We start from the raw sequence: 25,271 nt of genomic DNA, 5'->3' as shown, positions 1-25,271 counted from the left end.
TATGGGGACGGTTTATTTACGAAGAGCACTGAGTGCTGCTTTGGTTTTTTCGGGGAGTCTCGCGTTCGCACAGACAAGAAGTTTTCCGATGTCAGTGAATACTGCAACGTCGGGAGAGTCAGTCGTTTCCGCACCGGCGTCGGGGCTGGTCACTCGTTCAGGGAACGCGACTATGCAAGTGAAGATTGTGAACTCGTGCTTCGGTACGAACTTGCGTGGTGTGACGAATCCGGTTGCTCCTAGTTCTGAAATCTATGCGGATTTTGATTTGGTTGTTGGTAGCAAAAGCTATCATATTGGCGTTTGGTATCCAGCTATCATCATTTCTGCTCTAGGATTTAATCCAAGTTCTGTAAATCCAATTTCAGCAGAAAAATTAAATATTCCTGCCGGAGGAAATGCAGCGATCTATGGTAACACAGTCGTTATCAACTCGCCTTTTCCAAGTAAAGTATCCGTGGATGCTGCGGGAAATATCGTTGATGCCGATCCAGGTGCAGTTTACGTAAATCCAGCTACAGTTTCCTTCACTCAAAAGGTGAGCACTTGTGATGGATCAGCATATGGTGCGTATGGTGTATCGTCGTATGTTCCGGCGAAGGCCTGTGGCGATTACATGGGAAAAAACGGTCCGATTAGTGCGACATTGGGTCAAGTGAATGTCGCATCGGATAAATCGAGTGTAGAAATTAACGTATCGTTCCCGGGGCAAACGGGTTTCTGCGGAGGTTATTATTCGCCGTTGATGGTGTTCTTCGATGATGCGCGTCCTGCATTTTCGAACATCACTGATTTCCCGTTGAATAAATTTGCTAAAACATCATGGCCTGAAGCCAATCACGTGGGTTATTTCTTAGCTCTTGATGATGGTTCTGGCAAAATTACTAAAAAGGATCAACTTTTTGGTAACGATGAGAAATATAAAAATGGTTTTGAGGCTCTGAAAGCTTTGGATTCAAATCATGATGGCGTTATCGACAAGCGCGATAAAGCTTTCAAAAATTTGGTTCTTTGGAGTGATAAAAATGGTGATGGTGTTTCTCAACCAAATGAGTTAGTGAAGCTTTCGTCGAAGGTCGTAAAAATCTCTTTGAACTACAAAGATGATCGTATCGTTGCTCAAGGCATGTATGCGGAAGAGCGTGAATACGCAGACTTCTGGTATAAAGATGCCAAAGGCAAATTGAAAAAAGGCGATATCGTCGACGTATGGTTGTCGCCACGTAATGTGCAGTTAAGTCAGAAGTAGTTTCTACTTCTGACCCTTCAAAAGTTCCTTGATTTTTTCCTCTAGGACCTGTGGCTTCTTGTCGTCAAAACCGCGATAAAGAGTCACAGGTTTTAATTTTTTGTCGAACACGAATAAAGTTGGCAGGGCTACGACCTGAAAGTCTTTCGCCATCTGCTTATCTAAATCTGCTAAGACTGTGAATAAGACTTTTTCTTTCGCTAAGTAAGCGTCACGTTCTTTAATGTCGTCGTCTTCATTCACACCAATAAAAACCACGCCTTGGTCTTTGTACTTTTCAAATAGCTTGTTGTAGTGCGGAAGCGCTTCTTTGCAGGGCGCGCACCATGAAGCCCAAAAATCCACGACGACGACTTTGCCTTTAAGGTCTTCGATTTTTGGTTTTACTGATGACCCCAATGCCACGGCTGGAATAGATTTAAATTCGACAGTCGGGGGATTGCTGGCAGCATGGGCGTTGAAACTAAATGCGAAACAACTCACAACCCAGAAAACAAAAAACTTCAGCACAGAAGACAACATAAAATCCTTTAAGAAATTCGATCCATGTATTTCAGTAACACATCACGACCACGAATTTTTGCTTTTAAAACAGATAAGAAAATAAAAACGCCGCCTGTTTTGCGATCTAAGAAAATAATCTCGCGTGGGGGAGTCCGCCATTTAAACTGACGAATAATTTGGAATACTTTACGCGACAAACGCTGTGGTAAATCCGTATTCTTCCAATCATACAAACCGTTCTGATCAATCTGGCCATGCGTATTGCGTGGATCATTGTATTCAATGAACGGTTCGACACTTTCAAAGCAGAACTCTTCAAAAATACGACGAAGCTCTGTGTCGTCTCCGTGTTCAATAAATTTCAAATCAATCGCTGATTGAGTAAAGACCTGATGATCGTTAAATAGGGCGCCTTTGATCATGCGACGGTAGGGAGTTAAAAAACTTTCAGGATAAGAGCGTGTCGCGCCAAAATCGAAAAGTACTAGTTGATCATGCCCTTGCGGATCAATACGAATGCGATAGTTACCACTGTGAGGATCTGTTTGCACGACACCCCATTCAAAGACTTCTTTGAAATAAAGATCCAAGAAATTCATCGCAAGCTTATTGCGACGTTCTTGAGAAAGACTTTGAATTAATGGATCATCAACGCGCAAACCGCGCTCAAAGGAAGAAGCTAAAATTTTAGGACCAGAAAATTCACGATAAATTTTAGGTACGACAAAACGAGTGTCACCCTTCAGACGTTCGTAATATTCCTCGGTCAAAGTGGCTTCAAGTTCGTAATTAGTTTCTTGCACTAACATTTCACGCGCTTCTTCGAACAAAGGATTCAAATTCAAATCCTTAGGAAGCAGCTTCATGGTGCTGAGTAAAGTTTTAATCGCCTTTAAGTCACTATCAATTGCGCGATCGACATTAGGATATTGAATTTTCAATACGATCGATTCACCAGTCGCCTTGATGCGCGCGCGATGCACTTGCCCCATTGAAGCGGAAGCCAAGGCTTCTTTTTCAATCTCTAATAAATCCAACTTTTCTTGCGAAAGATTTTTCTTTAAGGTCGGTTCGATCGCTGCCCAAGTCAGGGGAGGCGAGTCCGACTGCAAAGATTTTAATAACTGATTGGCTTCTTCCGGCAAGAAATGTTCACCGTACATCGAAAGCATCTGGCCAGCTTTCATCAAGCTGCCTTTCAGTTCACCCAATTCAGAGCTGATTAACGAAGCCTGATTTTGTAACAGCTTTTTCCAAATGGCTTCTTTGTCTTCTTTGCTTTTAAGGGCGGTCGTGATGCCGTGACTTGCGATGGAAGCCCCGGTTTGTACGGTCAATTTTGCGATGGACAGACTGCGCGAAAAAACTGAGGACTTGATTTTATCGATCCCCTTTGGTGGACTTTGCTTTTTGGCAGACTTTTTATCATCCATCAGGACTTGTTTTACCTTGTTTGGTGGCAATGTTAAACCTCTAAAGTATAGCGCTTTAAAGGCGGACTGCAACTGGACTTCTAATATGACAAAGCTCACTCTATTTTGGTTTCGACGCGATTTGCGCTTGAATGATAACGCGGGGCTCTTTCACGCCCTGAAAGAACACGATAACGTTCTACCAGTCTTTATTTTTGATACAGAGATTCTTGAAAAACTCGAGGACCGGGAAGATCCCCGGGTAACATTCATTTATCAAACCATCGCGAACCTTAAAGAGGAGCTTCAAGCAAAGGGCTCTGATTTATTAGTGCGTCATGGAAAGCCGTTAGAGGTCTTTAAAGAGCTGTTTGCAAAGCTTCCTGTCGAGGCAATTTACACGAATCACGATTACGAACCTTATGCGCGCGCGCGTGACGAACACGTCGCCAAGCTTGCGACGAAACATAAGATCGAATTTAAAACATACAAAGATCAATGCTTGTTTGAAAAAGATGAGATCCTTACGGGGCAGGGTAAACCCTATACGGTGTTTACTCCTTATAAAAATAAAGTCCTGGAAAATCTGACGAGCTTTTATTTAAAATCTTACCCGAATAAGAAATACGAAAAATCTTATGCGCAAATCAAAAAGGCAGAGCCACTTATTTCTTTGAAGCAAATGGGCTTTGAGACGACAAAGATCGCGCTTCCATCTAACAAGATCTCAAGTAAAACTTTAAAAGAGTACGCGGAAAAGCGTGATATCCCGTCTGAAGAAAAAGGCACAACTCACATCGGTATGCATCTTCGTTTTGGCACAGTCAGTATTCGCGAACTTGCACGTGAAGCCAAAAAACATTCAGACGTGTGGTTGAGTGAACTTATTTGGCGCGATTTTTTCATGCAGATTCTGTGGCATTTTCCGCAAGTTGAAAAACAAAGTTTCCGTCCAGAATACGATAAGATCGAGTGGCGCAAATCGAAAAAAGATTTCGAGCGATGGGCCACGGGAACGACTGGTTATCCCATGGTCGACGCAGGCATGCGCGAGTTAAATGCAACGGGCTTTATGCACAACCGTGTACGGATGGTGGTGGCAAGTTTTCTTTGTAAGCATTTATTGATTCATTGGTCGGAAGGCGAAAGATACTTCGCTAAAAAATTATTAGACTATGAATTGTCATCAAATAATGGGAATTGGCAATGGGCAGCGGGATCGGGTTGTGATGCGGCTCCGTACTTCCGAATTTTTAACCCGGAAGCGCAAGAAGCGAAGTTTGATCCTAAGCAAAAATATGTCGAGAAATGGATACCCGAGCTGCACACAGACAAGTATCCTGAACCCATGATCGCACACGTTGAAGCGCGCGGGCGTTGTTTGCAGGCTTTCACTAAAGCCTTAAAGAAATAGGTGTTGTATGAATGTTTTGATTACAGGTGCTACGGGACTTATTGGTCGTGAACTTGGAAAAGCTTTGGCCGAAAAAGGCCATCGGATTTACGCGGTTTCACGTAACGAAAAGAAAGCGCGCGAAACATTGCCATTTCCATGTGAGGTCATCACGGGTGATTTGATGAAAGGTCCGATCAAGGATCTGCGCATGAATGACATCGATGCTGTGATCAACCTGATGGGTGAGCCCGTGGTTGGTCTTCGCTGGAGTTCCGACCGTAAAAAGAAAATTTACGATTCACGCGTACTTGGCACGAGACATTTGATCGAATCCTTACCACGAACAGTCAAAGTCTTCGTTGGCGGCTCGGCGATCGGTATTTACGGCGACACTAAAGATTTAATTTGTGATGAGAATACGGCGCCAGGAAAAGACTTCTTAGCGCAACTGACAGTTGATTGGGAAAAAGAAACAGCCAAAGCCTCAGGTCGAGTCAGCTTCATTCGTACAGGTATCGTACTCGCTCCACAAGGTGGCGCCATTGATCAAATGCTATTTCCATTTAAAGCCGGCGTCGGCGGTATTTTAGGCGATGGCAAACAATGGATGAGTTGGATTCACATCAAAGATATCGTGGGCATTTTCATGATGGCGCTTGAGAACTCAAAAGTTCATGGTCCTATCAATGGTGTCGCTCCACATCCAGTCACAAATAAAGAATTTTCGAAAGAGCTCGCTGAAGCCCTTGGAAAACCATTGGCGCTTCCGGTACCTAAAGCCGCATTGAAACTCTTGTACGGTGAAGCCGCAGAAACGATTCTTTGTTCGATCCGTGCGACAACTCGCGCGGAAACAGAATTTCATTATGAATTTCACTTCCGTGATCTGAAAGAAGCTTTTGCGGAAATCTGTACGCCTCACAAGCAAGGTGAAGAGATTTTCTATGCCGAACAATTTGTGAACGTCCAGCCGCAAGATCTATTCCCATTCTTTAAAGATCCACACAACCTAGAACAAATTACACCGCCGACCTTGAACTTTGCGATTTCAAAAGTTTCAACAAAGGAAATCGAGCAGGGGACATTGATTGACTACAACCTGAAAATTCACGGTGTGCCAGCGAAGTGGAAAACGGAAATTGATGAATGGAAGCCGCCGTTCAAATTCGTCGATAATCAATTAAAAGGTCCGTACACGCTTTGGCATCACACGCATGAATTCAAACCTTTTTGTGGAGGCACATTGATGATCGATCGTGTTCGCTACAAATTGCCATTTGGATATTTCGGTTGGCTTGCGGCAAATAAGTTCGTCAGAAAAGACGTCGAAGGAATATTTAATTTCCGCCGCGAATACATCGCCAAAATGTCAGAGCAGATGAGAAATCGTTAAAATAGAATTTACGGAAGCTTTACTGTTTGTTGCGCAGTTCACGCAAATAAGTGAATTGCGCGACAGAGTGAGCTAGTAGGAATGGATTTACTTTTACTTCAATAGATAATTTTAAAGGCACGGAAGGTAAGCCCATACTACGGCGATTCACCAATTGATTCTCGTACATTTCTAAATCTTCGTCATCGCCAGTGATCGGCGAGTTGTCCAAATTAGAAAGCATTTTACAGAACATTAAATTTTGCTCTGTGTATTCATGAGTGCAGTAAATTAAAGTATCCGCAGGTAAATGTTTGATGCGTTGAAGGCTGTCGTAGGCTTGCTCATAAGTCCCTTCGAACAGACGGCCGCACCCTAAACCAAAAAGAACGTCGCCCGAAAATAGCCATTTCATTTCTGGCGAATAAAAAGCCACGTGTCCTAGAGTATGTCCGGGTAACTCCATCACTTTAAACTTCATCGGGCCAATGGAAAATTCATCACCTTCCTGAACCCAGTGCTCAGCTTCACCAATTTGCATTTTATTTTTTGAAGGAGCATAAACCGGTGCGCCGTGTTTTTCGCGCAAGCCGCGCACGCCACCAATGTGATCGTTGTGGTGATGAGTGAGTAAAATTCCTGAAAGTTTTAAGCCATTGTCTTCAAGATATTCGGAAACTGTTTCGCTCTCTCCTGGATCGACAACCACCACTTGTTGATTGGAATCATCAATCAACATAAAAACGTAGTTATCTTCAAAGATGGGTAGAAGTTCTACCCGAGGGCGAACTGAGTTCATCGACAGAGCTCCTCTATATGTCTAATAATAGCACGGGTGACATTGACTTGAGTGTACTTTTCGATTCCTTCAAGACCAGGGCAGGGGTTCACTTCTAAAATCAAACTGCCTTTGTGTGTGCGCAAAATATCGATGCCACAAATCTCTAAATTGAATAATTCCGCTGTCTTTAAAACCAACTCTTCCTCGCGCGCCGTGAGCGTGCAGGGCTCTGCTGTGGCTCCCAAAGCAAGATTCGATCTAAAGTCGTGAGTCGATTTTCTTTTCATTGATGCAATGATTTTGCGACCGACAACGAAGGCGCGAACATCTTCGCCAAAGCTTTCAGGATACGCGTCTTGCGCCAGCACCTCTTCATCAATATCCGCAAGTAACTTACTTAAAGCAGCAGAATCGTCGGCAAGAAAAACGCCTTCGCCCTTGCTTGAGATGAGCTTCTTCACGATGCACGGAAAATTTCGTTTCCAAGAAAACTCATCTCGATTCTGGACAAGTTCCGAATAGGGCGTAGGGATTTGCAACTCTAAGCAAGTCACGTAAGTCATCCACTTATTGCGCGCCTTCTTATAGGCGACGTGATTATTCAATACATGCCCGCCACGAGTTTCAAACTCATGGAGTGTCTCTAAGGCCTCTTCAAATTGAAAGTTCCCTATGCGTGGAATTAGAGCGTCGAAACGTGCGACACATTTTGAGACAGGCCATCCCGGGTCCCATAAGAGCGGAGTATGTCCTGCCAACAGCAGTTCCTCGACCAAACGCTGGCTTGAGTGAATTTCGAATTTGCGACTCAATATGAGGACCTGCATGTTCTGGCCTTGGGAGTAAAGGAATAGTGATTTAGAATTCTATCCTATATGAAGGTCAAAGTCGAACTCGAGGGACGGGATTTTTTAGAGGTTGAATGCGAAAGCATTCAGGGACCTGTCACGCGTGTGTCGTTCATGGGCTGTACAGAGTTTATGAATATGATGCAGTCGATGCGCAAAAACTTTGGGGTCGATATTTCTAAATGGCCTTTGCCAGAAGCAAACGATCATGGCGCGATTCTTTTGCGCGAAATGATTTTAAAGCTTAAAGGCGAGTGGGAATTCCCCTATAAAGAAGATGAAGTTTGCCATTGTCGTACAGTCGCAACGCACACGATTGATCAAGCGGTCATTGCGGGGGCACACTCGACAGATAAGGTAACCCGTCAGACGTCAGCAAGCACAGCCTGCGGGACGTGTCGTCCTGAAGTGCAAAAGATCATCGATTATCGTTTGGGTAAAAAGACAGCTTAGCTCGTTTTTTTCTCGGGCGGTTTGCCCGTCATATCTTCCACAATTTTTTCGGGGAACGTACCGGTTTTAAGGTAGTGCTCTAGCATGGGGCCCAGTTTGCGGCGACACGTTCCTCCGCAAGGACCAACTCCGGCCTGGGTGGTGTCGAAGATATCGTTCAGGGTATGGGCGCCGTCACGAATAGCTTTCTCAATAGTCTCTCGCGAGATATTGTTGCAGCGGCAGATGATTTCGGTCTTTTTCTTAGCACCCATACCTCTATGGTACGCTAGGCTGGGTTCGGGCGCAATGCGTCGCTTGACGCAGGGCGCTTGGTCTGGATGGGGTCGCGAGTTGATAAGTTACGTGGAATCTTGTAAAAGTAGTGTCCTTCTAACAGTGGAGACAAAGATGGCCGGTGGCGCAAATGATAAACTTCCTATGACAATTCGCGGAAAAGCTTTGCTTGAGGCAGAGCTGAAGAAGCTATTGTTGGAGGAGAGACCTTCTGTAATCAACGCCATCGAAGAGGCTCGTGCTCAAGGCGATATCTCTGAAAATGCTGAATACGAAGCAGCTAAAGAGCGTCAATCTATGATTGAAGGTCGTATTGCTGAAATTCAAGGCAAAATTGCAGGTGCAGAAGTTATCGACGTGACGACTATCAAGGCGGACCGTGTGGTTTTCGGTGCACACATTAAAGCTGTGGACACAGAAACGGACGAAGAGATCGCTTACCAAATCGTGGGCGTTGACGAAGCAGACGTTAAAAAAGGTCTGATTTCTGTTCTATCTCCTTTGGCGCGCGCAATGATCGGCAAAAAAGTCGGTGACACTGTCACTGTTCAAAGCCCGAAAGGCGACAAAGAGTTCGAAATCCTAGCTTTCGAATATAAATAAATTTTTCCTAAAAGACATTGTCGGTCCATAGCTTTCACAAGCACAATAAGTTATGGATCGTCGACTTCGTTCTGATAAGCATCTAGTTACTGAGCAACCTGGCACTCGCATCCTTGTGATCGGTTTGGCCATCTCATTTTTTCTTGGGTACACCCTTAAATCTGTTCTATCGCCAGCACGAGTGGCTGCGCGAATTGAAAAAGCCGCAAGCCATATTCACAAAGACATCAAAGTGAGTTTTGAATCGGCGCAAGTCAGTCTTGCTGATGGCATTTTGCCGCGTTTTTCAGTGGTCATCACCAAAGCACAAATGGAATCGACACAAGCATGTTGGATGGCGCCCATTCTTGAAATCGATGAATTGCGTCTGCCGGTTTCCTTCTGGGGAGTCATCACTGGTACATCATTAGTTAAAAAAGTCGAAGCCGATAATGTGCAATTAACTTTGCGTGGAAATTTGAAGGATTGTAATCAGGCTGAGTTCAATGCAGAAAATGCTTCAAGCCAACCTGCAACTCCAGCGCCGGCCGTGTCGTTGTCACCCAACGAACAAGCACAAAAATATCGTAATGCCGTCAGCGAGCTTTCAATTCAAAACTTCAAAATCGTTTTGAACGAATACCCGCAATATCCAACAGAGTTCATGGATTTCGCAGTGAAAGTAAAATCCTTCGAACCTAAAGTGATCGAAGTGAAAGCGAAGACTCATTTGCTGCGTGATGAATTGGTCGGCGATTATTTGTCGCACGCAAATCTTTTTATCGAGTATAAAGAATCCCCAGAAAAACACGTGCAAGCGCATTTCTTTGGAAACTGGCGCGAAGGTCACTACAGCATGATCGGCAATTACACGATTGATGATCACTTGCTGAATGTTGAAACGGATCTAAAACATATTCCTTTAAGCCAAGTTCTGTCGTTGATGCAAAAATACGATCTGGTTTCAAAAGATCTAAACGGCAAACAGGTATGGATCTCTGCATTGGGGCGTATGACAGCGGACATTCGAAAAATCCGCGAAGCTCCGGTGGAAGTAAAAAACTTCCGCGTCGAAGGAGAGTTGGGTGAGCTTTCATCAGAGCAAATCACTTTCACAAAACTTGAACCCTTGACCTATAAGCCCATCAATATTGACGTCAAGAACATGCGGGTTAACCGCTTGCTTAATTTCTTAAGCAGAAATCATCAGCACAAAATATTAGGCGATTTGGGAAGTTTCTCGGGGCGTGCAGAAATTCGTTCGGAAAATTATATTCATCTGACGGGTGAGCATACGGGCTTGGAATTTATCTTCTCCAACAAAGGTCAGCGTGAACTGCAAGTAATCGAGCGCATGCTGGGTGATATCAACCTTGACGGTGATCAATGGTCGTTCCAAGTAAACCGCGTTGAACCACGTGGTGGAAACTTTATTGGCAGCGTGAATTTAAAAGCCGATCGTGATTTCAAAGATGTTGATATTAAAGCGCGCATCGACGAAATGGTGTTCGCTCCGCAAGTACAAAAGCTAATGACCAACGGTGGGGAAGTCGGCCTGACAAGCGTGAATGCGGAAGCACGAATTATGGGTGGCGACTTAAAATCTCTGAAAGGTTTGTTGCTCGTTGATAAAATGAGTGTCGAAGGCATGGACTTCGGCAAAACTCGCGGTGAATTCGACTTTCAAAAAGGCGAAATCCAGTTGAATACAAAAATTCAATCGGTCGGCGTTCATGAAACGTCACCAGGTGCCGCGATCTTGAATCAAGTCACAGAGCCTGAATGGTGGCAAAACGGTCAGCTTGATATTCAAGATTTAACAGGACAATTCCATTTCAAAGATCTGCAGCATCTGCAGTGGAAGAACTTCCAAGCAAAAATGGGCAAAGATCGTCGTATGACGGCAGATGGTGCGTGGGATGAATTCGGTCAGTTGAAGGGCTCGGCACTCATCAAAGACGGGAAGAACACGAAAAAGTTTGTGCTAGAAGGTAATCGTGAAAATCCACAGTTCACGGTTGAAAACATTCCGGCACGTAAAATGAGAAAATAAAAATGATCGCCTTGTTAATTCTTATTTTAAGTGTTTCGTTTCTGGTGATTCGCCACTTTACGTGGAAAGCACAAGCGTGGCCGGAAGGGGCTTTGCGTCCTCCACAATATCAAGGTCATCGCGGATACTGGAAAGAAGGCGCACAGGAAAATACGTTGGCGTCGTTTATGGCGGCAAAAAAACGCGGTCTGCAAATGATCGAAATGGATGTGCGCCTTTCTAAAGATAATGTCGTCGTCGTTTTTCACGATAACGATTTGAAGCGCTTAGGAAATGTCGAAAAACTTGTGAATGAACTGACAGCGGCGGAACTCGCAACGGCTTCTCAGGTTGTCAGTCTTGAGGCTTTGCTGCAATCAAACGACATTCCCCCGTATTTAAATATCGAATTAAAAACGGATAAAGCGTTTGATGGTTCCCTTGAAACGGAAGTGGCTAAGCTTGTTCGTAAACACAAAGCTGAAAAGCGCATTCTGTTTTCAAGCTTCAATCCGTTAGCGATCAATCGCTTGAAAAAACTTTTACCCGAAGTTCCGCGTGCGCTGCTTGCAACGAAAGAAGATGATCCAGCAAACAGGTTTTATCTAAAGCACATGCTGTTCGCACCCTACATCGGCGCAAACGCCTTACACTTAGATTATAACTACGTGAGCATCGCAGAACTAGAAAAGTGGAATCGCCGCAAAATCCCAGTGGCCTTCTGGACAGTGAACGATCCTGCCGTCGCAAAAAATCTGTTACAGCATGGAGCCCTCAGCATAATCTCTGATACGCTCGTTTAATAAGTGCCTCATGCGTTAGCGCAAAAAGAAAAAGCCTTCATAGGGTTGCTATGAAGGCTTTTTTAATTTCAAAATTTAGAACAACAATTATGAGTTGTGTGGCTCAGATTGTTTCTGAGTTTGACCAACGTTTTGACCTTGTTGTTGTTGGTGAGAAACTTGTTGATGAGTATCTTTGATATCTTTTGCATCAACGTCGATCTCGTTCAAACCTTGTTTAAAGCCACGGATAGCTTTACCAAGCGATTGGCCCAATTGCGGTAGGCGGCTAGGACCGAAGAAGATCAAGAAGATCAAAGCAAGAAGTAAAAGATGTGTTAGGCTAAACTCACCCACGGGTTTCCTCCCAGTAAAAAGACAACGACTTAAACAGTTTACACGTTTTAAGCCGTCCTGAGAGGAAAATCAACAGTCCCGTCGATTATTCTGTCGGCATGTCAATAATTTCGACCTGATCTGCGTCAGAAGCCTCTTTTTCAAGAGATTCCGTACCTTTATCAGGGCTGATCGCCACGACTTTAGCTCCTTCTGAGACAACCTGAACTGGGGCAGCCTCACTTTGTGGAGCCTTCGTTGGAAGCGTTTTCGCGATGCCTTTCACAGGTGTGGAAGGGTGGTTCACAGATTTCGCAGTTGCCTTCGCAGAAGCTTGGCCACCGTTCATCTTTTTAAGTTCGCGATCATATTTGCTCTTCAAAGCCGTAAGCTCTTTTTGATAGCTTGAACGGATTTGCTCAACTTGGGCGTTACGAGATTCTGTCACGCAAGTTGAATACGTGTTTGCAGCGATCTCTTTCGCTTTCGCACGGCAAGTAAGTTCGTAGGACGTTTGCGTAAACGCATTCGCCGAGAAAAGAATCATTCCAATAAATGAAAGTACTGTTTTCATAAAATACCTCAGCCGGACTTATTCCAAGTATCGTGCCGAGCGGGGAACGCGTATTTTCTAGCTCACCGAGGGAAACATTTCTTTTTTTCAGGGGTGTTCAGGCAATTGTCAGGCGGGTGGAAATCATGGAAAGGCTTCAATAAAAATAAAAAAGGGAGGTTTGAAGCCTCCCTTTTTCGTCGCTTTTAAATTGAACCAGCAAAGCGGCTATCGTCTCATCGACTTCGGATCGATCGCGTCTTGAAGACCATCGCCCAAGTAGTTAAAGCTGACTGTTGTGATCAAGATCATCACGCCCGGAAGAATCGCCAAGAACGGAGCTTGATAGATCAACTCTTGCGCGTTGTTCAGCATGTTACCCCAGCTTGGAGTCGGCGGCATGATACCAAGACCCAAGAATGATAAAGCGGCTTCAAACAAGATCGATTCACCAACACCCAAAGTGATTGATACCAACATTGGGGCGATCACGTTCGGGAACATGTGACGAACGATGATTGTGCTGTCTTTCGCACCCAGGGTACGAGCTGCCAATACGAATTCACGTTCACGCAAAGAAAGAATGCTACCACGAACAAGCAAAGCAACTGTCATCCACGAGAACAAGCACAAGATGATAACCATCTTGAAGATACTTTCATTCGAAGTCGAAACCAGAGCTTTTAATGCAGGGATCTTCGACATGTCGACGGCCGCGATCACGATCAATACCGGAATCATCGGCAATGACAACAAGCCATCCGTCACACGCATCAACGTCGCATCAATCACGCCGCCATAGAAGCCGGCAACAGAGCCAATCAACAAACCAATAAGGGCGGAGGCAATCGCAACCAAGATACCAACGCCCATTGAAACGCGTGTCCCGTAAACCAAGCGGATAAACACGTCGCGACCCAATTCGTCTGTACCAAAAAAGTGAAACGTGTCGAAACTTTTAAACAAAGACACCATTTCTTTGGCTTCAGGAATATCCAAAGACTTTAAGCCAGCAAGGGCTTCCGGCATTTCTTTGTTCGCAAGATCAAACAATGCATCCGCAGGTGCTGCTGATTGCACGATGCCTTTTTCAAGCAAAGCCGTTTGCAATTTTTCAGCTTCAGCCGGATGGTTGTTGATGTACTTTTCAATTTCAGTCTCGCGCACATCAGGACCTGCCTGGGCGTGAGTAAATGGCGCTAAGTAACGATTCGCCACGTTCTGTGCATCGGGATCTAAATCCGTGATGCTTTGAATTTGGTTCGCGAAGACAGATACCAAAACCAATAACAAAATCAAAACTGCACTGACCACTGCTGGTTTGTGAGTCATGAATTGGCTAAGGACCATTCTCCACATCGGCTGAGCTTTTTCGAGCTCGGCACGATCTTTATCTGAAAGTTTTTGCGTTAATGCGACGTCAGTCATAGTCATTTCCGTTCCAGACATTGCAACCTACTTGTAAGCGATTCGCGGATCCGCGAAGCCATAAGCGATATCAGCAACCAAGTTCATCAACAGAACCATCGCTACCGAGATAACGAAAGAGATCATCGCTACGTTATAGTCATTACCGATAATAGAGTCGTAAACAAGTTTACCGACTCCTTGATAAGCAAATACAGTCTCTGTCAAAAGCGCACCAGAGAATAAAGAAGAAATGCTGACTGCCAAGATCGTGATCAATGGGATCAAAGCATTTCTAAATCCGTGCTGCCAAATCACCGTGCTGTTCGAAAGACCTTTTGCACGCGCAGTACGAATGAAATCGTGGCGCATAGCTTCGGCCATTGAAGAGCGTGTGAAACGAGAAAAACGACCGATCTGTTGGATCGATAATGAAAGCACAGGAAGAACTAAATATTTAGAGCGATCCAAAATGTCGGCCCAGAAGCCCATGTCACCAGCGCCGATAGTTTGTGTACCGCCGGCAGGGAATAGCGGGAATTTTACGGCGAATGCGATAATTAAAACGATCGCAAGCCAGAACGAGGGTATCGATATCCCCCCGAAGGACAGCAGACTGACGAAGGTGTCGATCTTGCTGCCAGGTTTAAGAGCGGAAAGCATTCCCAGTGGAACTGCGATGATGATCGACAATGCCAAAGAGATAAATGAAAGCAGGAATGTATTCCAAAGACGTGGGCCCATAAGCTCTTCCACAGGCACACGGTAAGTACGGCTGTAACCAAGGTCACCTGTTAGAAGCGAACCCATCCAACTGCCGTAGCGTTTGTAGATGGGTTGATCCAAACCGTACAACGACTTCAAACGTGCAACGTCTTCCGCCGTGATTTTAGGATTCGAGGCAACCATCATGTCGACTGGATCGCCCGGCATTAAGCTCATTAAATAAAAGACCACGAATGATAGAACAGCTATCACTGCGAAAGTTTGCAAAATGCGGCGGGCGATAAATGTCGTCACAATAACCTCGTTCGTCTAACAGCACGCCGGTGGAACCGGCGCCTCTAAATGTACTAGTTCAAATTCCAGTCTTCTACGTTGTTTGTTTCGTAGAACTGGTGGCCAGTCATTTTGTAATTCTTCAAGTTCTTAGGAGTTACAGAAATGTCTGAGCGGTAGTAAAGCGGAAGTACTGGCACATCTTCTGTGTAGTTCTTCAAGATAGTTGCAACGTGCTCAGCGCGTTTTTTCGCGTTGAACTCAAGATCCAACTCATCAAGTGCTTTGTCTGCATTTGCATTTGACCAACCCATGAAGTTTTGGCCAGACCAGCTGTTTTTCGCAGTTGGAATTGCTTTAGATGACGTTGTTGAACGAGGGCTGTTTTCCGGAGAAGAAACCCAAGCAAACAATGCCATCGCACCAAACTTACGGTGAGTCATAGTGTCGCCGAAGAATACACGTGCTGGTTCATTCTTGATAAGAACTTCGATACCAGCTTGTTTCCATTGGTTCTGCAAGTACACTTGCACGAGCTCACGAGTTTTGTTGCCCGCAGTTGTTTGGAATACCAATGACAAACGTTTGCCGTCTTTAGCGCGGTAACCGTCAGCACCCATTTTCCAACCAGCTTCGTCCAAAAGTTTACCCGCATTACGTTTAGAGTAAGGGTACAAAGTGATCACTTTAGGATCTTTTGTGAACCAAGGGTCTTTTGGTGAAATGTTGTGGATCGCAACTTCTTGTCTGCCTTCGAAAAGAGCTTTCACAAGGTCTTCGCGATTGATCGACAACAACAATGCTTTACGAACTTTAACGTCTTTCAAGATTGGATTGTCCAAGTTCAAGTCGATGTGTTCGTAAGTCACAGACGGTACGAAGTGAACATCGTATGGCAAAGATTCAGCTTTAGCTTTTTTATCGAATGCCAAAGCTTGGTCGAAATCCAAACCAAGAACAGAGATCATGTCGATTGTGCCAGAACGAAGATTTGCTTCCATTGTTCCTGTGTTAGGAATCAACTTCACAACGATCTTTTGGATGTTCGGTTGTTTGCCGTAGAAGTTTTTATTCGGAGCAAACGCAACGTGTGAACCCAATTTTACGTCAGAGATAACGTAAGGACCGTTGTACAAGCCAGGATTTGTTGGGTTGCGAACGTAGTTAGAGTTCTTTTCGTAACCTTCTTTTTGCTTACCATATTTATCAAAGATGGCTTTTTCCAAGTGAGTTGGCACTGGGAAGAATTGCGCAAGTTGGTAGAAGTCCCATTTTGCTTTGTCGTAAGTAAAAGTACATTTTTTAGGATTTTTTGGATCAATGTCGATTTTCTCAACTTGCGTCCATTGCTCTTTTTCGCCAACAGTCACAGTTGGAGCTGTTGCGATTGTGTGAGCTGTAATGAAGTCTTGGCAGATAACTGGTTTGCCATCGCCCCATTTCGCGCCCTCAATGATTTCCCAGTTGGCAATGATGTGTTTTTTGCCGCCAGCTTCAACGATTTTCGCTGTGCCTTTTTCCAATGACGGAATTTCTTTCGCCAATTGCGGAACCCATTTACCTTCAGCAGTCAAATTCACCAACGAACGACCTACCAAACGGTACATGTAAGCTGAAGCAGACATTGTCATGATCAGCGGATTCATTGTCTCGAACTCTTGAGAAATACCGATTTTAAGTTCGGCATTTGTAGGTGCTGCTACTGCTTGAGCGCCAAGGCCCAAACCTGCTACAACCAGCAATCCTTTTGCAAACTTATTCAACATTTATTACTCCTTGTTGATTTTAAAATCTATTCTGCCTTCATGCTTGGAGCTGTCGTCAGCCAACAAGCTTTCTGGTGAGTTCCCGCGCCTTCAAGAACCGGCGTCTTCTGCACACAGATGTCCATTTTATAAGGACAACGAGTATGGAACGAGCAGCCTGATGGCGGGTTGATGGGACTTGGAACTTCTCCACCCAAAGATTTTTTCATCTTCTTTTTACCCTGACCCACACGAGGAATCGCTTGGATCAAAGCTTGAGTGTAGGGGTGTCTTGGATTTGCGAACAATTCGTCACGACTTGCGATCTCGACAATTTTACCAAGATACATAACGGCGATACGATCACAAACGTGTTCGATCACTGAAAGGTCATGGGAAATAAAGATATAAGTCAGACCCAATTTTTCTTGTAGATCTTCAAGCAAGTTCAAGATCTGAGCTTGGATGGAAACGTCCAAGGCAGAAACGGGCTCGTCGCAGATGATCAATTCAGGATTTAAAGCAATCGCGCGAGCAATTGAAATACGCTGACGTTGACCGCCTGAAAATTCATGCGGGTAGCGATTCACAGCCGATTTGCGAAGGCCCACAAGTTCGATCAATTCAAGCACACGTTGTGTGCGTTCGCTGTCAGATCCGACATTGTGAATGTCCATAGGCTGACGAATGATTTGGCCCACAGTCATACGCGGGTCCAAAGAAGCATACGGATCTTGGAAGATCATTTGCATGTTCTTACGTTTTTTACGAAGGTCTTCACCTTTTAAAGTCAAAAAGTTCTGACCATCAAAGCTGATGTCGCCAGCAGTAGGTTCGTAAAGACGAATCAACGTACGGCCCAAAGTGGATTTGCCACAGCCAGATTCTCCAACTAGACCCAAAGTTTCACCTTTGCGTACGATCAAAGAAACGTCGTCGACAGCTTTGACACTTGCCACTTCGCGAAGGAACAAGCCCTTTTTAATTGGGAAGTGCTTCTTAATATTTTTTGCTTCAAGAATGATATCGTTCACCATTTTTGATTCCTTTACAGAGGATTGAAGCAAGCCACTTTGTGACCTGGAGACACTTCAAGAAGTTGAGGTTTAATTGCAGGACATTCGCTGACCGCGCGTGGACAACGATTCACAAACGGGCAGCCCGCTGGTAATTCATGAGGAGCAGGAACGCTGCCTTCAATCGCCGTCAGACGCTTTGTGCGCTCACCAAATTTAGGACGAGACGCAATCAAAGCCGCCGTGTAGGGGTGGTGCGGGTTCAAGAACAAATCTTGAGTTTCAGATTGTTCACAAGTTTGACCGCCGTACATCACCAAAACGTTGTCAGAGATTTCAGAGATCACACCCAAATCGTGCGTGATGAACTGAACCGTCATGTTGAATTTTTCTTGCAGGTTTTGGATCAATTCCAAAATCTGTGCTTGGATTGTTACGTCCAAAGCCGTTGTCGGCTCATCGGCGATCAAGAATGTTGGATCACACGATAAAGCCATCGCGATCATCGCACGTTGTCTCATACCGCCAGAAAGTTGGTGCGGATAGGAGTTGTAACGTTCTTCCGGAGAAGGGATGCCCACCAGGCGCAACATTTCAATGGCGCGCTCTTTAGATTCCTTTTGCGAGCATTTTTTGTGTTTCATGATCTGCTCGTCCATTTGGAAGCCGATCGTAAGCACAGGATTTAATGCCGTCATCGGTTCTTGGAAGATCATGGCCATTTCGCCACCACGAACTTCTTCCATTTGCGGCTCTGAAAGTTTCATCAGATCTCGACCGTTCAAAAGAACCTGGCCCCCAGTCACTTTGCCTGGAGAGCCGATCAAACGCATGATCGAGTAAGACGTGACTGATTTACCAGAGCCGGATTCGCCCACGATACCTAAAGTTTTACCTTTAGGAATTTCATAGCTGATATTGTTCACAGCTTTGAATGGACCGGCTTTGGTTGTAAAAGTCGTTTCAAGATTTTTTACTTCAACGATATTTTGCACTTATCAGTTTTCCTTAAAGCTTAGAGGAAGCGACGAGTTTCAAGTTCTTCAACAATTGAAAGAGCGCCTTTTTTAAACGCTTTCCCGATAATGCCAGTCAGCTTGTCGCTGATGCTTTCGTGGTGTTCAAAAGTTACTTTAATAATTTGGTGTTTATCCGCAAGACTCATCAAATAGTCGTCACTTGTTCGAATCTCATCGACAAGGCCTTTTGTGATAGCCTGTTCACCATACCAGTATTCGCCCGTTGCAACCTCAGAAAGATTCAATTGAGGACGGAATTTTTGTACGAAACTCTTGAACAATACGTGAGTTTCCTCAAGTTGTTGTTTAAATTTCTCTTCACCTTTTGGTGTGATCTCGCCAAGCAAGCTGACCGTGCGTTTAAACTCACCAGCCGTGTATTCTTTCACATCGACATCGTGTTTTTTAAGAACGCGATGGAAGTTCGGAACTTGCGCCACGACTCCAATTGAGCCAACGATTGCAAATGGAGCCGACATGATTTTGTTAGCAGTTACAGACATCAAGTAACCACCGCTGGCAGCCACTTTATCCACGCACACAGTTAATGGAATATTCTTTTCACGGATGCGCAAAAGTTGTGAAGCCGCAAGACCGTAGCCATGAACTACGCCGCCTGGGCTCTCAATGCGAACGACAACTTCGTCCTGTGGAGTCGCGCTTGTTAAAATCGCAGTCACTTCTTCACGCAAGTTTTCAACAGCAGATGCTTTCACATCGCCTTCGAAGTCGATCACGAAGATTTTCTTTTCGTGCGCACGAGATTTGTCAGCAGACTCTTTTTGTTCCGCTTTCAGTTTCTTCTTCATCTCTTTGCGTTCGTTTTTGTTTGAAGTATGAGCTTGAAGAAGGTTGCGGAAGTTCTTGTATTTCTTATGCAAAAGTTCCACTTGGATTTCTGATTTTTGGCCGGCAGCTTTGGCGGCAACCATCGCGATCACAAGAATCACTGCGATGATGGCAAACAGGATCAGAAAGGTCTCTGCGGCAAAAACTCCGATGCTTTGCATTGCGTCCATGATGTTTACTCCTTATGAAGCAAGGGCCTAAGTTATTAAGGAATAGGCCAAAGGTCGAGCATCTTTTTTGTTTGCTCAAAAAAAAGAGAAGGGCCTGGTAGACTGGGCGGCAGATGTCTCTTTCGAAAAAACTCATTTTTCTAATGTTTCTGACTTCGATCTCACGGGCTGCCTATGCCGCGGGGAAGGAAGAAACGCGTCTGCGCGGTTTCGCTGAGCATCAAAACGAGAACGAGCAGTTCGATAAAGCCCGTCAGAGGGGCGAAAGAGCGTTCTATGAAGAGTTGGATCAATGGGAGGCACAACGCCACCGCCAGCTCGACGATTATAAAAAAACCAAAAAAGAAAAAGAGATGACTGACGACGGCCCGGAATTCCGCGCTGATGCAGCTGCTAAGAAAGAAGTTGCTACGGAGTATGAAAAAACCCGTAAGTCGTACAGTTTAGAAAAAGCGAACGAAGAAAAGCTTTCCCGTGAGGACAAAAAGCTGCCGACCGAAGCGCAAGAGTTGGGTTTGGATAGCGAAAGACCGCGTTATGACTATCGTAAGCGCGCCGCTTTCGGAGCCAAACCTAAATTCGGCAGCAACGCCGGTTCATCAGGCGGAAGCAGTCCTTCCTTTGGCGGCGGAAGCAATTTCCCACCACCACCAACATTCGACGATTTCAGCGGGGGCGGGGGCGGCTACGTGCCAGCACCAAACCTTCCTGAAGATTTCGGAGATGTGCCACCACCTCCACCGCCACCACCACCTCCAGGTTTCGGTGGTGATGATGCGTTCCCGAATGATTTCTCTGCACCGCCGCCACCTCCACCATTCGGTGAAGAAGGTGAGTTTTAAGGCGGTTGATGAAAAAGGCCCGATCGACTGCGTTGTCGGGCTTTGTCCTCGCTCCGACGTGCCTGTAGCACGCCTGCGCTGCGGGAAATCCCTCCGCCTTGCGCTCGAACCTTTTTGATCAACCTTGGTTTTCGGTTTTGCGATTTTAAATTCTGAGTTTTTTGAAGAAATAAAATGAAGACGTTGTTACGTCTTCATTAGATCGTCGGTTGTTAGGCCGGAGTACTGTTTTACTCCGCGCATGAGGTACCAGAAGATTCCTAGTAGGAAGATCATGGATGGGACCATGATGATGGCCATTGACCATGTTGTCATTTTTGCGATTTGTTCGTTCAAGATGACTGACTGAGCTTCTGGTGACAGAGCTTTATCGATGTTCAGGAAAATTCTTTCTGCTAAGACGAAGTTGCACACGGCACTAAATACGAATGACAGCGACAGCCACATTGTTGCTTTTTTTAAGTGCGCGTGGAATTCAACTTGTTTGCCATTTTGTTGCAAACGTTCTTCAAGCAGATCAACTTTCATCACGCCTGGATTTAAGAAAATAGCTTCGATGAATGGCTTTTTTGTGAAGGCAGAGCCGAAAACGAACAGTCCCACAAGAGCTGGGAAAGCTGCTTCTTTCACTGCGAACCAGAAGCCGTGGATACCCATCAAGGCCAAGCCGCCAGTTAAGCTGACGTTCAAAAGACCCAAGGCTGAAAAAGCATTTACTTTTTTGCGTTTTGCGAGATCGTATGCGCCGTAGCACAACGGAAAGGCAAGGGCCAATAGCAATGCTGCCAATGGGCCCAAATACTTCGTTAGTTTATTCAGAATTAAAACTGGCAAAACGATATTAAAAATCAGATTCAGCCAGCTATTTTCAGGTTTTTGCGTTTCTGTAGACATGCCTAGCATCCTTGTAGGCTTCAAACCAAAAAGCAACTATTTTAGTCGACGCGCTCCACGCCACCCATTGCTTTGATGTTTTTAACTTTCAAATTATCGCAATCGTAATCGCCTGTAAGCTTCAAGCGAACTTTTTGATCCTGTTCAGGTGCCCATTTGTTAGAACGATCAAATTTAATTTGCACATCAGCCAGATACTCTTGGTTGTAAGAGCCCGGTGTTGTGTTCTTAAAATTTTGTACGTTGATTTGATCTTTGCTAGAGATAACGAAGTCAACTTTTGATGACGTATCGACGATCGCGAAATAAGCGCGTGCAATGCGTGCGACTTTCGTTTCGCACTGAACACCTTTTGAATCTGTTTCAGCAGAAGCCGATTGCGCGGCAATTAAAAGACCCAAAGATAAGAAGAAATTAAATAGTGTTTTCATTGAGGTTCCCCCGAACGGTTGTTTTGTTTATGAGGGACTTCTATCTCAAGATGAGACGATCGCGCATCTCTCATTTTTTTACACATTCTACCGATAAGAGACACATGGCTGAATCGATGGGCAGTGCACTTAAAGGGATCCGTACAAAGATGGGTTTTACCAGTGCGCGCTCCTTTTATATGGCGTTAGAAGCCAGGGCTGATCTGGTTTTCAATTATTCCTATTACATGAAAATCGAAGCCGATCAGACGGCACCTTCTGAAAAGGTTATCAACCAGTTGGCAAACCTTCTGCCTCAAGTGGACGGTGACAGCTTGGTCGCAATTTATTGTCAGAGTCTTTTTCCAAAACAGATGTCGCGTATTTTAAGTCAATCTAAAGAGGCAACCAGCAAAATCTCGAAAACTGCAGTCAAAAAAGCGGACCTTAAAAGTTTTCAACAAGAACTGACTGAACGTCAGGTGGCGGTAATCGCAAAATCGGAAGGCCATTATTTCTTGTTCTTGCTATTAACCTTGGCGCGAGAGGGATTGTCACATGAAGATATGGCGACATATTCATTTGTAAATCTTGAAGAGGCATTAAAAGATCTCAAAGCCGTAAAGGTCGCCTTTGAAGAAAAAGGCCAGGCCTTTGCTTCATTCCCAGAGTATGTTTTTCCTAAAGCGGATTCGGAGTCGTTAAAAAAACTGTATGGCGCTCTCGATAGTTTTGATCAAGTTCGTCATCAGTTCTTCGCAATGAAAAAAGCGAAACTTGCGTCGTTCTTTAAGCGCGTTTCGCCACGACAAGTGGATATCATCCTAGGCCATTTGGAACTGTTGTTTCAAACGATTCGTGCCGCAGATGAAACCGATGTCAGCTATAATACGGAAGCAATTTCATTTAACGTCAGTCTTCATCGTGGACCAATAAAGGGATAAGAGAACATGCAGCGCTGGATCGTCCTGATCATTTTAATATTCTCTTACTCGGTGGCAAATGCCGCTTCCGATTTGGAATTGTTATATTCAAAGCAGATCGCGTGGGCTGCTGCCAATATGGATGATCCTAAAGTTGTAGCGTCATTCAAAACGTCATTTCAAAAATTGGTGGCCGATAAAAGTAAAGTCTCCCAACTGCAAACACCTGAAGGCAAAATCATTTTGCAACAAGGTCAGAACCTTTTAACAGCCACCGATCTAAAAGCGCGCCTTGATAAGTGCGTGGTTTCAACGGCCGCCGCGAAAGGTGTGGCGGAGGCGTTGGCAAAGGCTTTGAACATCAAAGCCTTAAGTCCCGCTGATTGTTTCGAGCCTGTGGCGCAAGAAAAGAAGCTGCAACTGTTTGGTAAGGACTTGCAACAAAGTATGCAAGACGATGCCAAAGAAAAGATTTTAGGAATCGCTTCGCAGCAGTTAAAAAATACGCAGAAATATTGGCAACAAGCTGCAAGTCAGGACACTCTTGATGTGGCTGTCGAGCTGATGGATCGTGAACGCGATTTAAAAGCTCGTCCGGCACAGCAGGGCCTGGAGTTGTTGTTTTATACAAATGCAATTAAAGACCGAAAGTTTAAATCAGCGATTTCCCAAGTCGATGTCAAAAACGCATTTAAAGAAGTACAAGGCGAACTTAAGAAGCACGAAGACTATCTTACGGATCTTTCTAGAAAATCTTCTGAAGAGTCGCTGCAGAACTTGGTGATCTCTAATCCCGCTGCGACAGCAGAGTACCTATTAAAAAATCCAGGTTCGGCCGATTTGATTTGTAAAATTCTGCAAGGTTACGACAGCAAAGTGGGACGACAAGAAACAATCGATAAAGCCGTCTTCTGGGGTGGATTGGTTGTTGGGGGCGTTTTACTTGTGACCGGGATTGGTGCAGGTGTGGGTGCCGTCGTCTTGTCTGGCACTGCGGCTGCGACAACGCTGACAACTGTGGCAACGGGTGTCGCTATTGCCGGAACTGTTGTTGGTGGTGGTGAGACAGTTTATGCATCTTCAAAAGCTTATAGTTCTTTTGTCGATGCAAGCAATCTTAGATCTTCAGCATATGCAGAAGGTCTTTCAGGCGATGCTTTCACAAAAGCCGATCAAGCAAAAAAACAAGCTTATTCCGAACTTGCTGAAGCTGGCTTTTCTGCGGTTTCGATTATTCCGTTTGGCACAGGTATGAAAGTTATGAAGGAAGCGGCACAAGCGTCGCGCTTAGGTTCGCTTTCAAAAGTGGCAACAGAAGGCGCGAAAGTGGAAGCTGCAAGTGTCAAGTCACTTGCAGTTTCACTGAAAGAGGTTTCTGCGGATAAAGAAGTCTTAAAAGCGCTAGAGAAAAGCCAAAAAGAAGTCAGCTCGGATGAGATGGGTATGTTCTTAGGGTATTTGTCTGATCTTCCTGCCAACGAACGCCAGCAAGTGTTGACGATGATCAAACAAAAACCGGAAAAAGTATCACAAGCAATTCGTGAATCGTCGACAGCAGGAGTTTGCAAATGAAGTGGCTGATAGTTTTCTCATTACTATTTGCTTCTGTCGGTTTCGCGCAAACCGCGGATGAAGTTCGTCGTATCATGAATCCGAATAGTTCTTTTTACGACATTCTAGGGGTTAGCAAGAACGCGACGGATGATGAAATCAAAACGGCTTATCGAAAGCTTTTGAAAGTTTATCATCCTGACCGCTATCAACAGGACCCTGTGAAAAGCAAAGCGGCCACGGAAGTCTTAAAGAAAGTAAATATCGCACGCGATACGTTGGCTGATCCAATGGCGCGTCGACAATACGATGTAAAGATCAAAGCAACAACTGCAACGACGACCGCGACAAGTGCTAAGTCAGCGGCAAGTGAAGGACCGAAAAAATGGACGCCGGAAGACTTCAGTGCAAAGCAGGCAAAAGAGGCGGCTGAAAAGGCCGAGCAAGCTGCAAAAGAAAAGGCCGCCGCCGCAGCGAAGGCCCGAGCGGAAGCCGCCGCAAAAGATCAGGCCGAAAAAGCCGCGCATGAAGCAAAAGCGGCACAAGCTCGTGCGGAGGAAGCCGCGCGAGTTGCAAAGGCTAATGCAGAAGCCGCAAAAGCAGCAGAAGCAAAACCGGTTTACGAAAAACCAAAGACGCCGCCCGCAAGCAGTGCCGCATCGACCGCAGAAAAAACGGCAACCTACACAGAAAAAACCGTCTTCAGCGCCGACGGCATTAGCGCCAAAGCGAAAGAGGCCGTGAAGTTCTATCAGGAAACCTCTCGTTGTGGTGAAGGCTTCTTTAAACGTTTCGTCGACGTGATGCTGTGATAATCTGCAAGGTTTAAGGCAGATTTTTAACAAGGGCATTCCTTAAAGAATCACAAAG

General features: G+C 45.1%; 26 protein-coding genes. 11 read left to right on the top strand and 15 right to left on the bottom strand.

Annotated elements, in window-relative coordinates; translation table 11 throughout:
- The first annotated feature begins 1 nt into the window (after position 1).
- Positions 2–1,249, top strand: a complete 1,248-nt coding sequence (locus DOE51_RS10965; RefSeq protein WP_142696604.1) for an EF-hand domain-containing protein — start codon at positions 2–4, stop codon at positions 1,247–1,249.
- Between the two features lie 3 nt (positions 1,250–1,252).
- Here DOE51_RS10965 and DOE51_RS10960 read toward each other — a convergent pair whose 3' ends face one another.
- A complete protein-coding gene (locus DOE51_RS10960; RefSeq protein ID WP_246845039.1) occupies positions 1,253–1,759 on the bottom strand; it encodes a TlpA disulfide reductase family protein in 507 nt (168 codons plus the stop codon).
- Between the two features lie 20 nt (positions 1,760–1,779).
- Positions 1,780–3,186, bottom strand: a complete 1,407-nt coding sequence (locus tag DOE51_RS10955; RefSeq protein ID WP_142696602.1) for an AarF/ABC1/UbiB kinase family protein — start codon at positions 3,184–3,186, stop codon at positions 1,780–1,782.
- An 85-nt stretch (positions 3,187–3,271) separates the two neighbouring features.
- Between DOE51_RS10955 and DOE51_RS10950 the strand changes: the two genes are divergently transcribed.
- Both DOE51_RS10950 and DOE51_RS10945 read left to right on the top strand, forming a co-directional pair.
- Positions 3,272–4,579, top strand: a complete 1,308-nt coding sequence (locus DOE51_RS10950; RefSeq protein WP_142696601.1) for a deoxyribodipyrimidine photo-lyase — start codon at positions 3,272–3,274, stop codon at positions 4,577–4,579.
- Positions 4,580–4,586: 7 nt separating this feature from the next.
- A complete protein-coding gene (locus DOE51_RS10945) occupies positions 4,587–5,954 on the top strand; it encodes a TIGR01777 family oxidoreductase (RefSeq protein ID WP_142696600.1) in 1,368 nt (455 codons plus the stop codon).
- Between the two features lie 19 nt (positions 5,955–5,973).
- Here the strand turns inward: DOE51_RS10945 and gloB are convergent, their stop codons facing one another.
- Both gloB and DOE51_RS10935 read right to left on the bottom strand, forming a co-directional pair.
- Positions 5,974–6,732: a hydroxyacylglutathione hydrolase gene (gene gloB / locus DOE51_RS10940; protein WP_142696599.1), complete on the bottom strand. Its 759-nt coding sequence runs from the start codon at positions 6,730–6,732 to the stop codon at positions 5,974–5,976.
- Positions 6,729–7,526 (bottom strand): RimK family alpha-L-glutamate ligase, encoded by a 798-nt coding sequence (locus DOE51_RS10935; RefSeq protein WP_168196430.1) that lies wholly within the window; start codon positions 7,524–7,526, stop codon positions 6,729–6,731. The genes gloB and DOE51_RS10935 overlap by 4 nt, the downstream gene beginning before the upstream one ends.
- A 63-nt stretch (positions 7,527–7,589) precedes the next feature.
- Between DOE51_RS10935 and DOE51_RS10930 the strand changes: the two genes are divergently transcribed.
- Positions 7,590–8,015: a bacterioferritin-associated ferredoxin gene (locus DOE51_RS10930; RefSeq protein ID WP_142696597.1), complete on the top strand. Its 426-nt coding sequence runs from the start codon at positions 7,590–7,592 to the stop codon at positions 8,013–8,015.
- Here DOE51_RS10930 and DOE51_RS10925 read toward each other — a convergent pair.
- Complete coding sequence (locus tag DOE51_RS10925; RefSeq protein ID WP_142696596.1) at positions 8,012–8,269, bottom strand: (2Fe-2S)-binding protein; 258 nt, start codon at positions 8,267–8,269, stop codon at positions 8,012–8,014. The genes DOE51_RS10930 and DOE51_RS10925 overlap by 4 nt on opposite strands.
- A 136-nt stretch (positions 8,270–8,405) precedes the next feature.
- Here DOE51_RS10925 and greA point away from each other — a divergent pair, with 136 nt between their 5' ends.
- From greA to DOE51_RS10910, 3 genes are read left to right on the top strand one after another with little or no spacing between them, the layout of a single operon-like run.
- Complete coding sequence (gene greA, locus DOE51_RS10920) at positions 8,406–8,894, top strand: transcription elongation factor GreA (RefSeq protein ID WP_246845038.1); 489 nt, start codon at positions 8,406–8,408, stop codon at positions 8,892–8,894.
- Positions 8,895–8,946: 52 nt separating this feature from the next.
- Positions 8,947–10,926: a hypothetical protein gene (locus DOE51_RS10915; RefSeq protein ID WP_142696595.1), complete on the top strand. Its 1,980-nt coding sequence runs from the start codon at positions 8,947–8,949 to the stop codon at positions 10,924–10,926.
- A 2-nt stretch (positions 10,927–10,928) separates the two neighbouring features.
- Complete coding sequence (locus tag DOE51_RS10910; RefSeq protein ID WP_142696594.1) at positions 10,929–11,708, top strand: glycerophosphodiester phosphodiesterase; 780 nt, start codon at positions 10,929–10,931, stop codon at positions 11,706–11,708.
- Positions 11,709–11,795: 87 nt separating this feature from the next.
- Here DOE51_RS10910 and tatA read toward each other — a convergent pair whose 3' ends face one another.
- From tatA to sohB, 8 genes are all read right to left on the bottom strand, one after another.
- Positions 11,796–12,044 carry a twin-arginine translocase TatA/TatE family subunit gene (gene tatA / locus DOE51_RS10905; protein ID WP_142696593.1) on the bottom strand — a complete coding sequence of 83 codons (249 nt, stop codon included), beginning with the start codon at positions 12,042–12,044 and terminating at the stop codon, positions 11,796–11,798.
- An 85-nt stretch (positions 12,045–12,129) separates the two neighbouring features.
- Positions 12,130–12,597 (bottom strand): hypothetical protein, encoded by a 468-nt coding sequence (locus DOE51_RS10900; protein WP_142696591.1) that lies wholly within the window; start codon positions 12,595–12,597, stop codon positions 12,130–12,132.
- A gap of 207 nt (positions 12,598–12,804) precedes the next feature.
- The gene (locus tag DOE51_RS10895) at positions 12,805–14,025 is read right to left on the bottom strand and encodes an ABC transporter permease (protein WP_142696590.1); all 1,221 of its coding nucleotides are present in this window, start codon (positions 14,023–14,025) and stop codon (positions 12,805–12,807) included.
- A 6-nt stretch (positions 14,026–14,031) separates the two neighbouring features.
- Positions 14,032–15,003, bottom strand: a complete 972-nt coding sequence (locus tag DOE51_RS10890; protein ID WP_142696589.1) for an ABC transporter permease — start codon at positions 15,001–15,003, stop codon at positions 14,032–14,034.
- Between the two features lie 53 nt (positions 15,004–15,056).
- The gene (locus DOE51_RS10885) at positions 15,057–16,748 is read right to left on the bottom strand and encodes a peptide ABC transporter substrate-binding protein (protein WP_142696588.1); all 1,692 of its coding nucleotides are present in this window, start codon (positions 16,746–16,748) and stop codon (positions 15,057–15,059) included.
- Positions 16,749–16,774: 26 nt separating this feature from the next.
- A complete protein-coding gene (locus DOE51_RS10880; RefSeq protein WP_142698261.1) occupies positions 16,775–17,761 on the bottom strand; it encodes an ABC transporter ATP-binding protein in 987 nt (328 codons plus the stop codon).
- Positions 17,762–17,775: 14 nt separating this feature from the next.
- Positions 17,776–18,738 carry an ABC transporter ATP-binding protein gene (locus tag DOE51_RS10875; RefSeq protein WP_142696587.1) on the bottom strand — a complete coding sequence of 321 codons (963 nt, stop codon included), beginning with the start codon at positions 18,736–18,738 and terminating at the stop codon, positions 17,776–17,778.
- Between the two features lie 20 nt (positions 18,739–18,758).
- Positions 18,759–19,781, bottom strand: a complete 1,023-nt coding sequence (gene sohB, locus DOE51_RS10870; protein WP_142696586.1) for a protease SohB — start codon at positions 19,779–19,781, stop codon at positions 18,759–18,761.
- Positions 19,782–19,924: 143 nt separating this feature from the next.
- Between sohB and DOE51_RS10865 the strand changes: the two genes are divergently transcribed.
- Positions 19,925–20,623, top strand: coding sequence for a hypothetical protein (locus DOE51_RS10865; RefSeq protein WP_246845037.1), 699 nt, complete (start codon positions 19,925–19,927; stop codon positions 20,621–20,623).
- Positions 20,624–20,809: 186 nt separating this feature from the next.
- On the opposite strand, the gene DOE51_RS10860 is transcribed toward DOE51_RS10865, so the two are convergent.
- Positions 20,810–21,517 carry a VC0807 family protein gene (locus tag DOE51_RS10860; protein WP_142696584.1) on the bottom strand — a complete coding sequence of 236 codons (708 nt, stop codon included), beginning with the start codon at positions 21,515–21,517 and terminating at the stop codon, positions 20,810–20,812.
- 41 nt (positions 21,518–21,558) lie between these two features.
- Complete coding sequence (locus tag DOE51_RS10855) at positions 21,559–21,948, bottom strand: hypothetical protein (RefSeq protein ID WP_142696583.1); 390 nt, start codon at positions 21,946–21,948, stop codon at positions 21,559–21,561.
- 104 nt (positions 21,949–22,052) lie between these two features.
- Between DOE51_RS10855 and DOE51_RS10850 the strand changes: the two genes are divergently transcribed.
- From DOE51_RS10850 to DOE51_RS10840, 3 genes are read left to right on the top strand one after another with little or no spacing between them, the layout of a single operon-like run.
- Positions 22,053–22,871 carry a hypothetical protein gene (locus tag DOE51_RS10850; RefSeq protein WP_142696582.1) on the top strand — a complete coding sequence of 273 codons (819 nt, stop codon included), beginning with the start codon at positions 22,053–22,055 and terminating at the stop codon, positions 22,869–22,871.
- A gap of 6 nt (positions 22,872–22,877) precedes the next feature.
- Positions 22,878–24,422, top strand: coding sequence for a tolA protein (locus tag DOE51_RS10845; protein ID WP_246845036.1), 1,545 nt, complete (start codon positions 22,878–22,880; stop codon positions 24,420–24,422).
- Positions 24,419–25,213 (top strand): J domain-containing protein, encoded by a 795-nt coding sequence (locus DOE51_RS10840; RefSeq protein ID WP_142696581.1) that lies wholly within the window; start codon positions 24,419–24,421, stop codon positions 25,211–25,213. Before DOE51_RS10845 ends, DOE51_RS10840 begins: the two co-directional genes overlap by 4 nt.
- Positions 25,214–25,271 lie beyond the last annotated feature (58 nt).

The organism is Bdellovibrio sp. NC01 (genome assembly GCF_006874625.1).
Lineage (GTDB): Bacteria > Bdellovibrionota > Bdellovibrionia > Bdellovibrionales > Bdellovibrionaceae > Bdellovibrio.
Note: the sequence above shows the minus strand (reverse complement) of the source record. Positions and strands in the feature narration are given on the sequence as shown.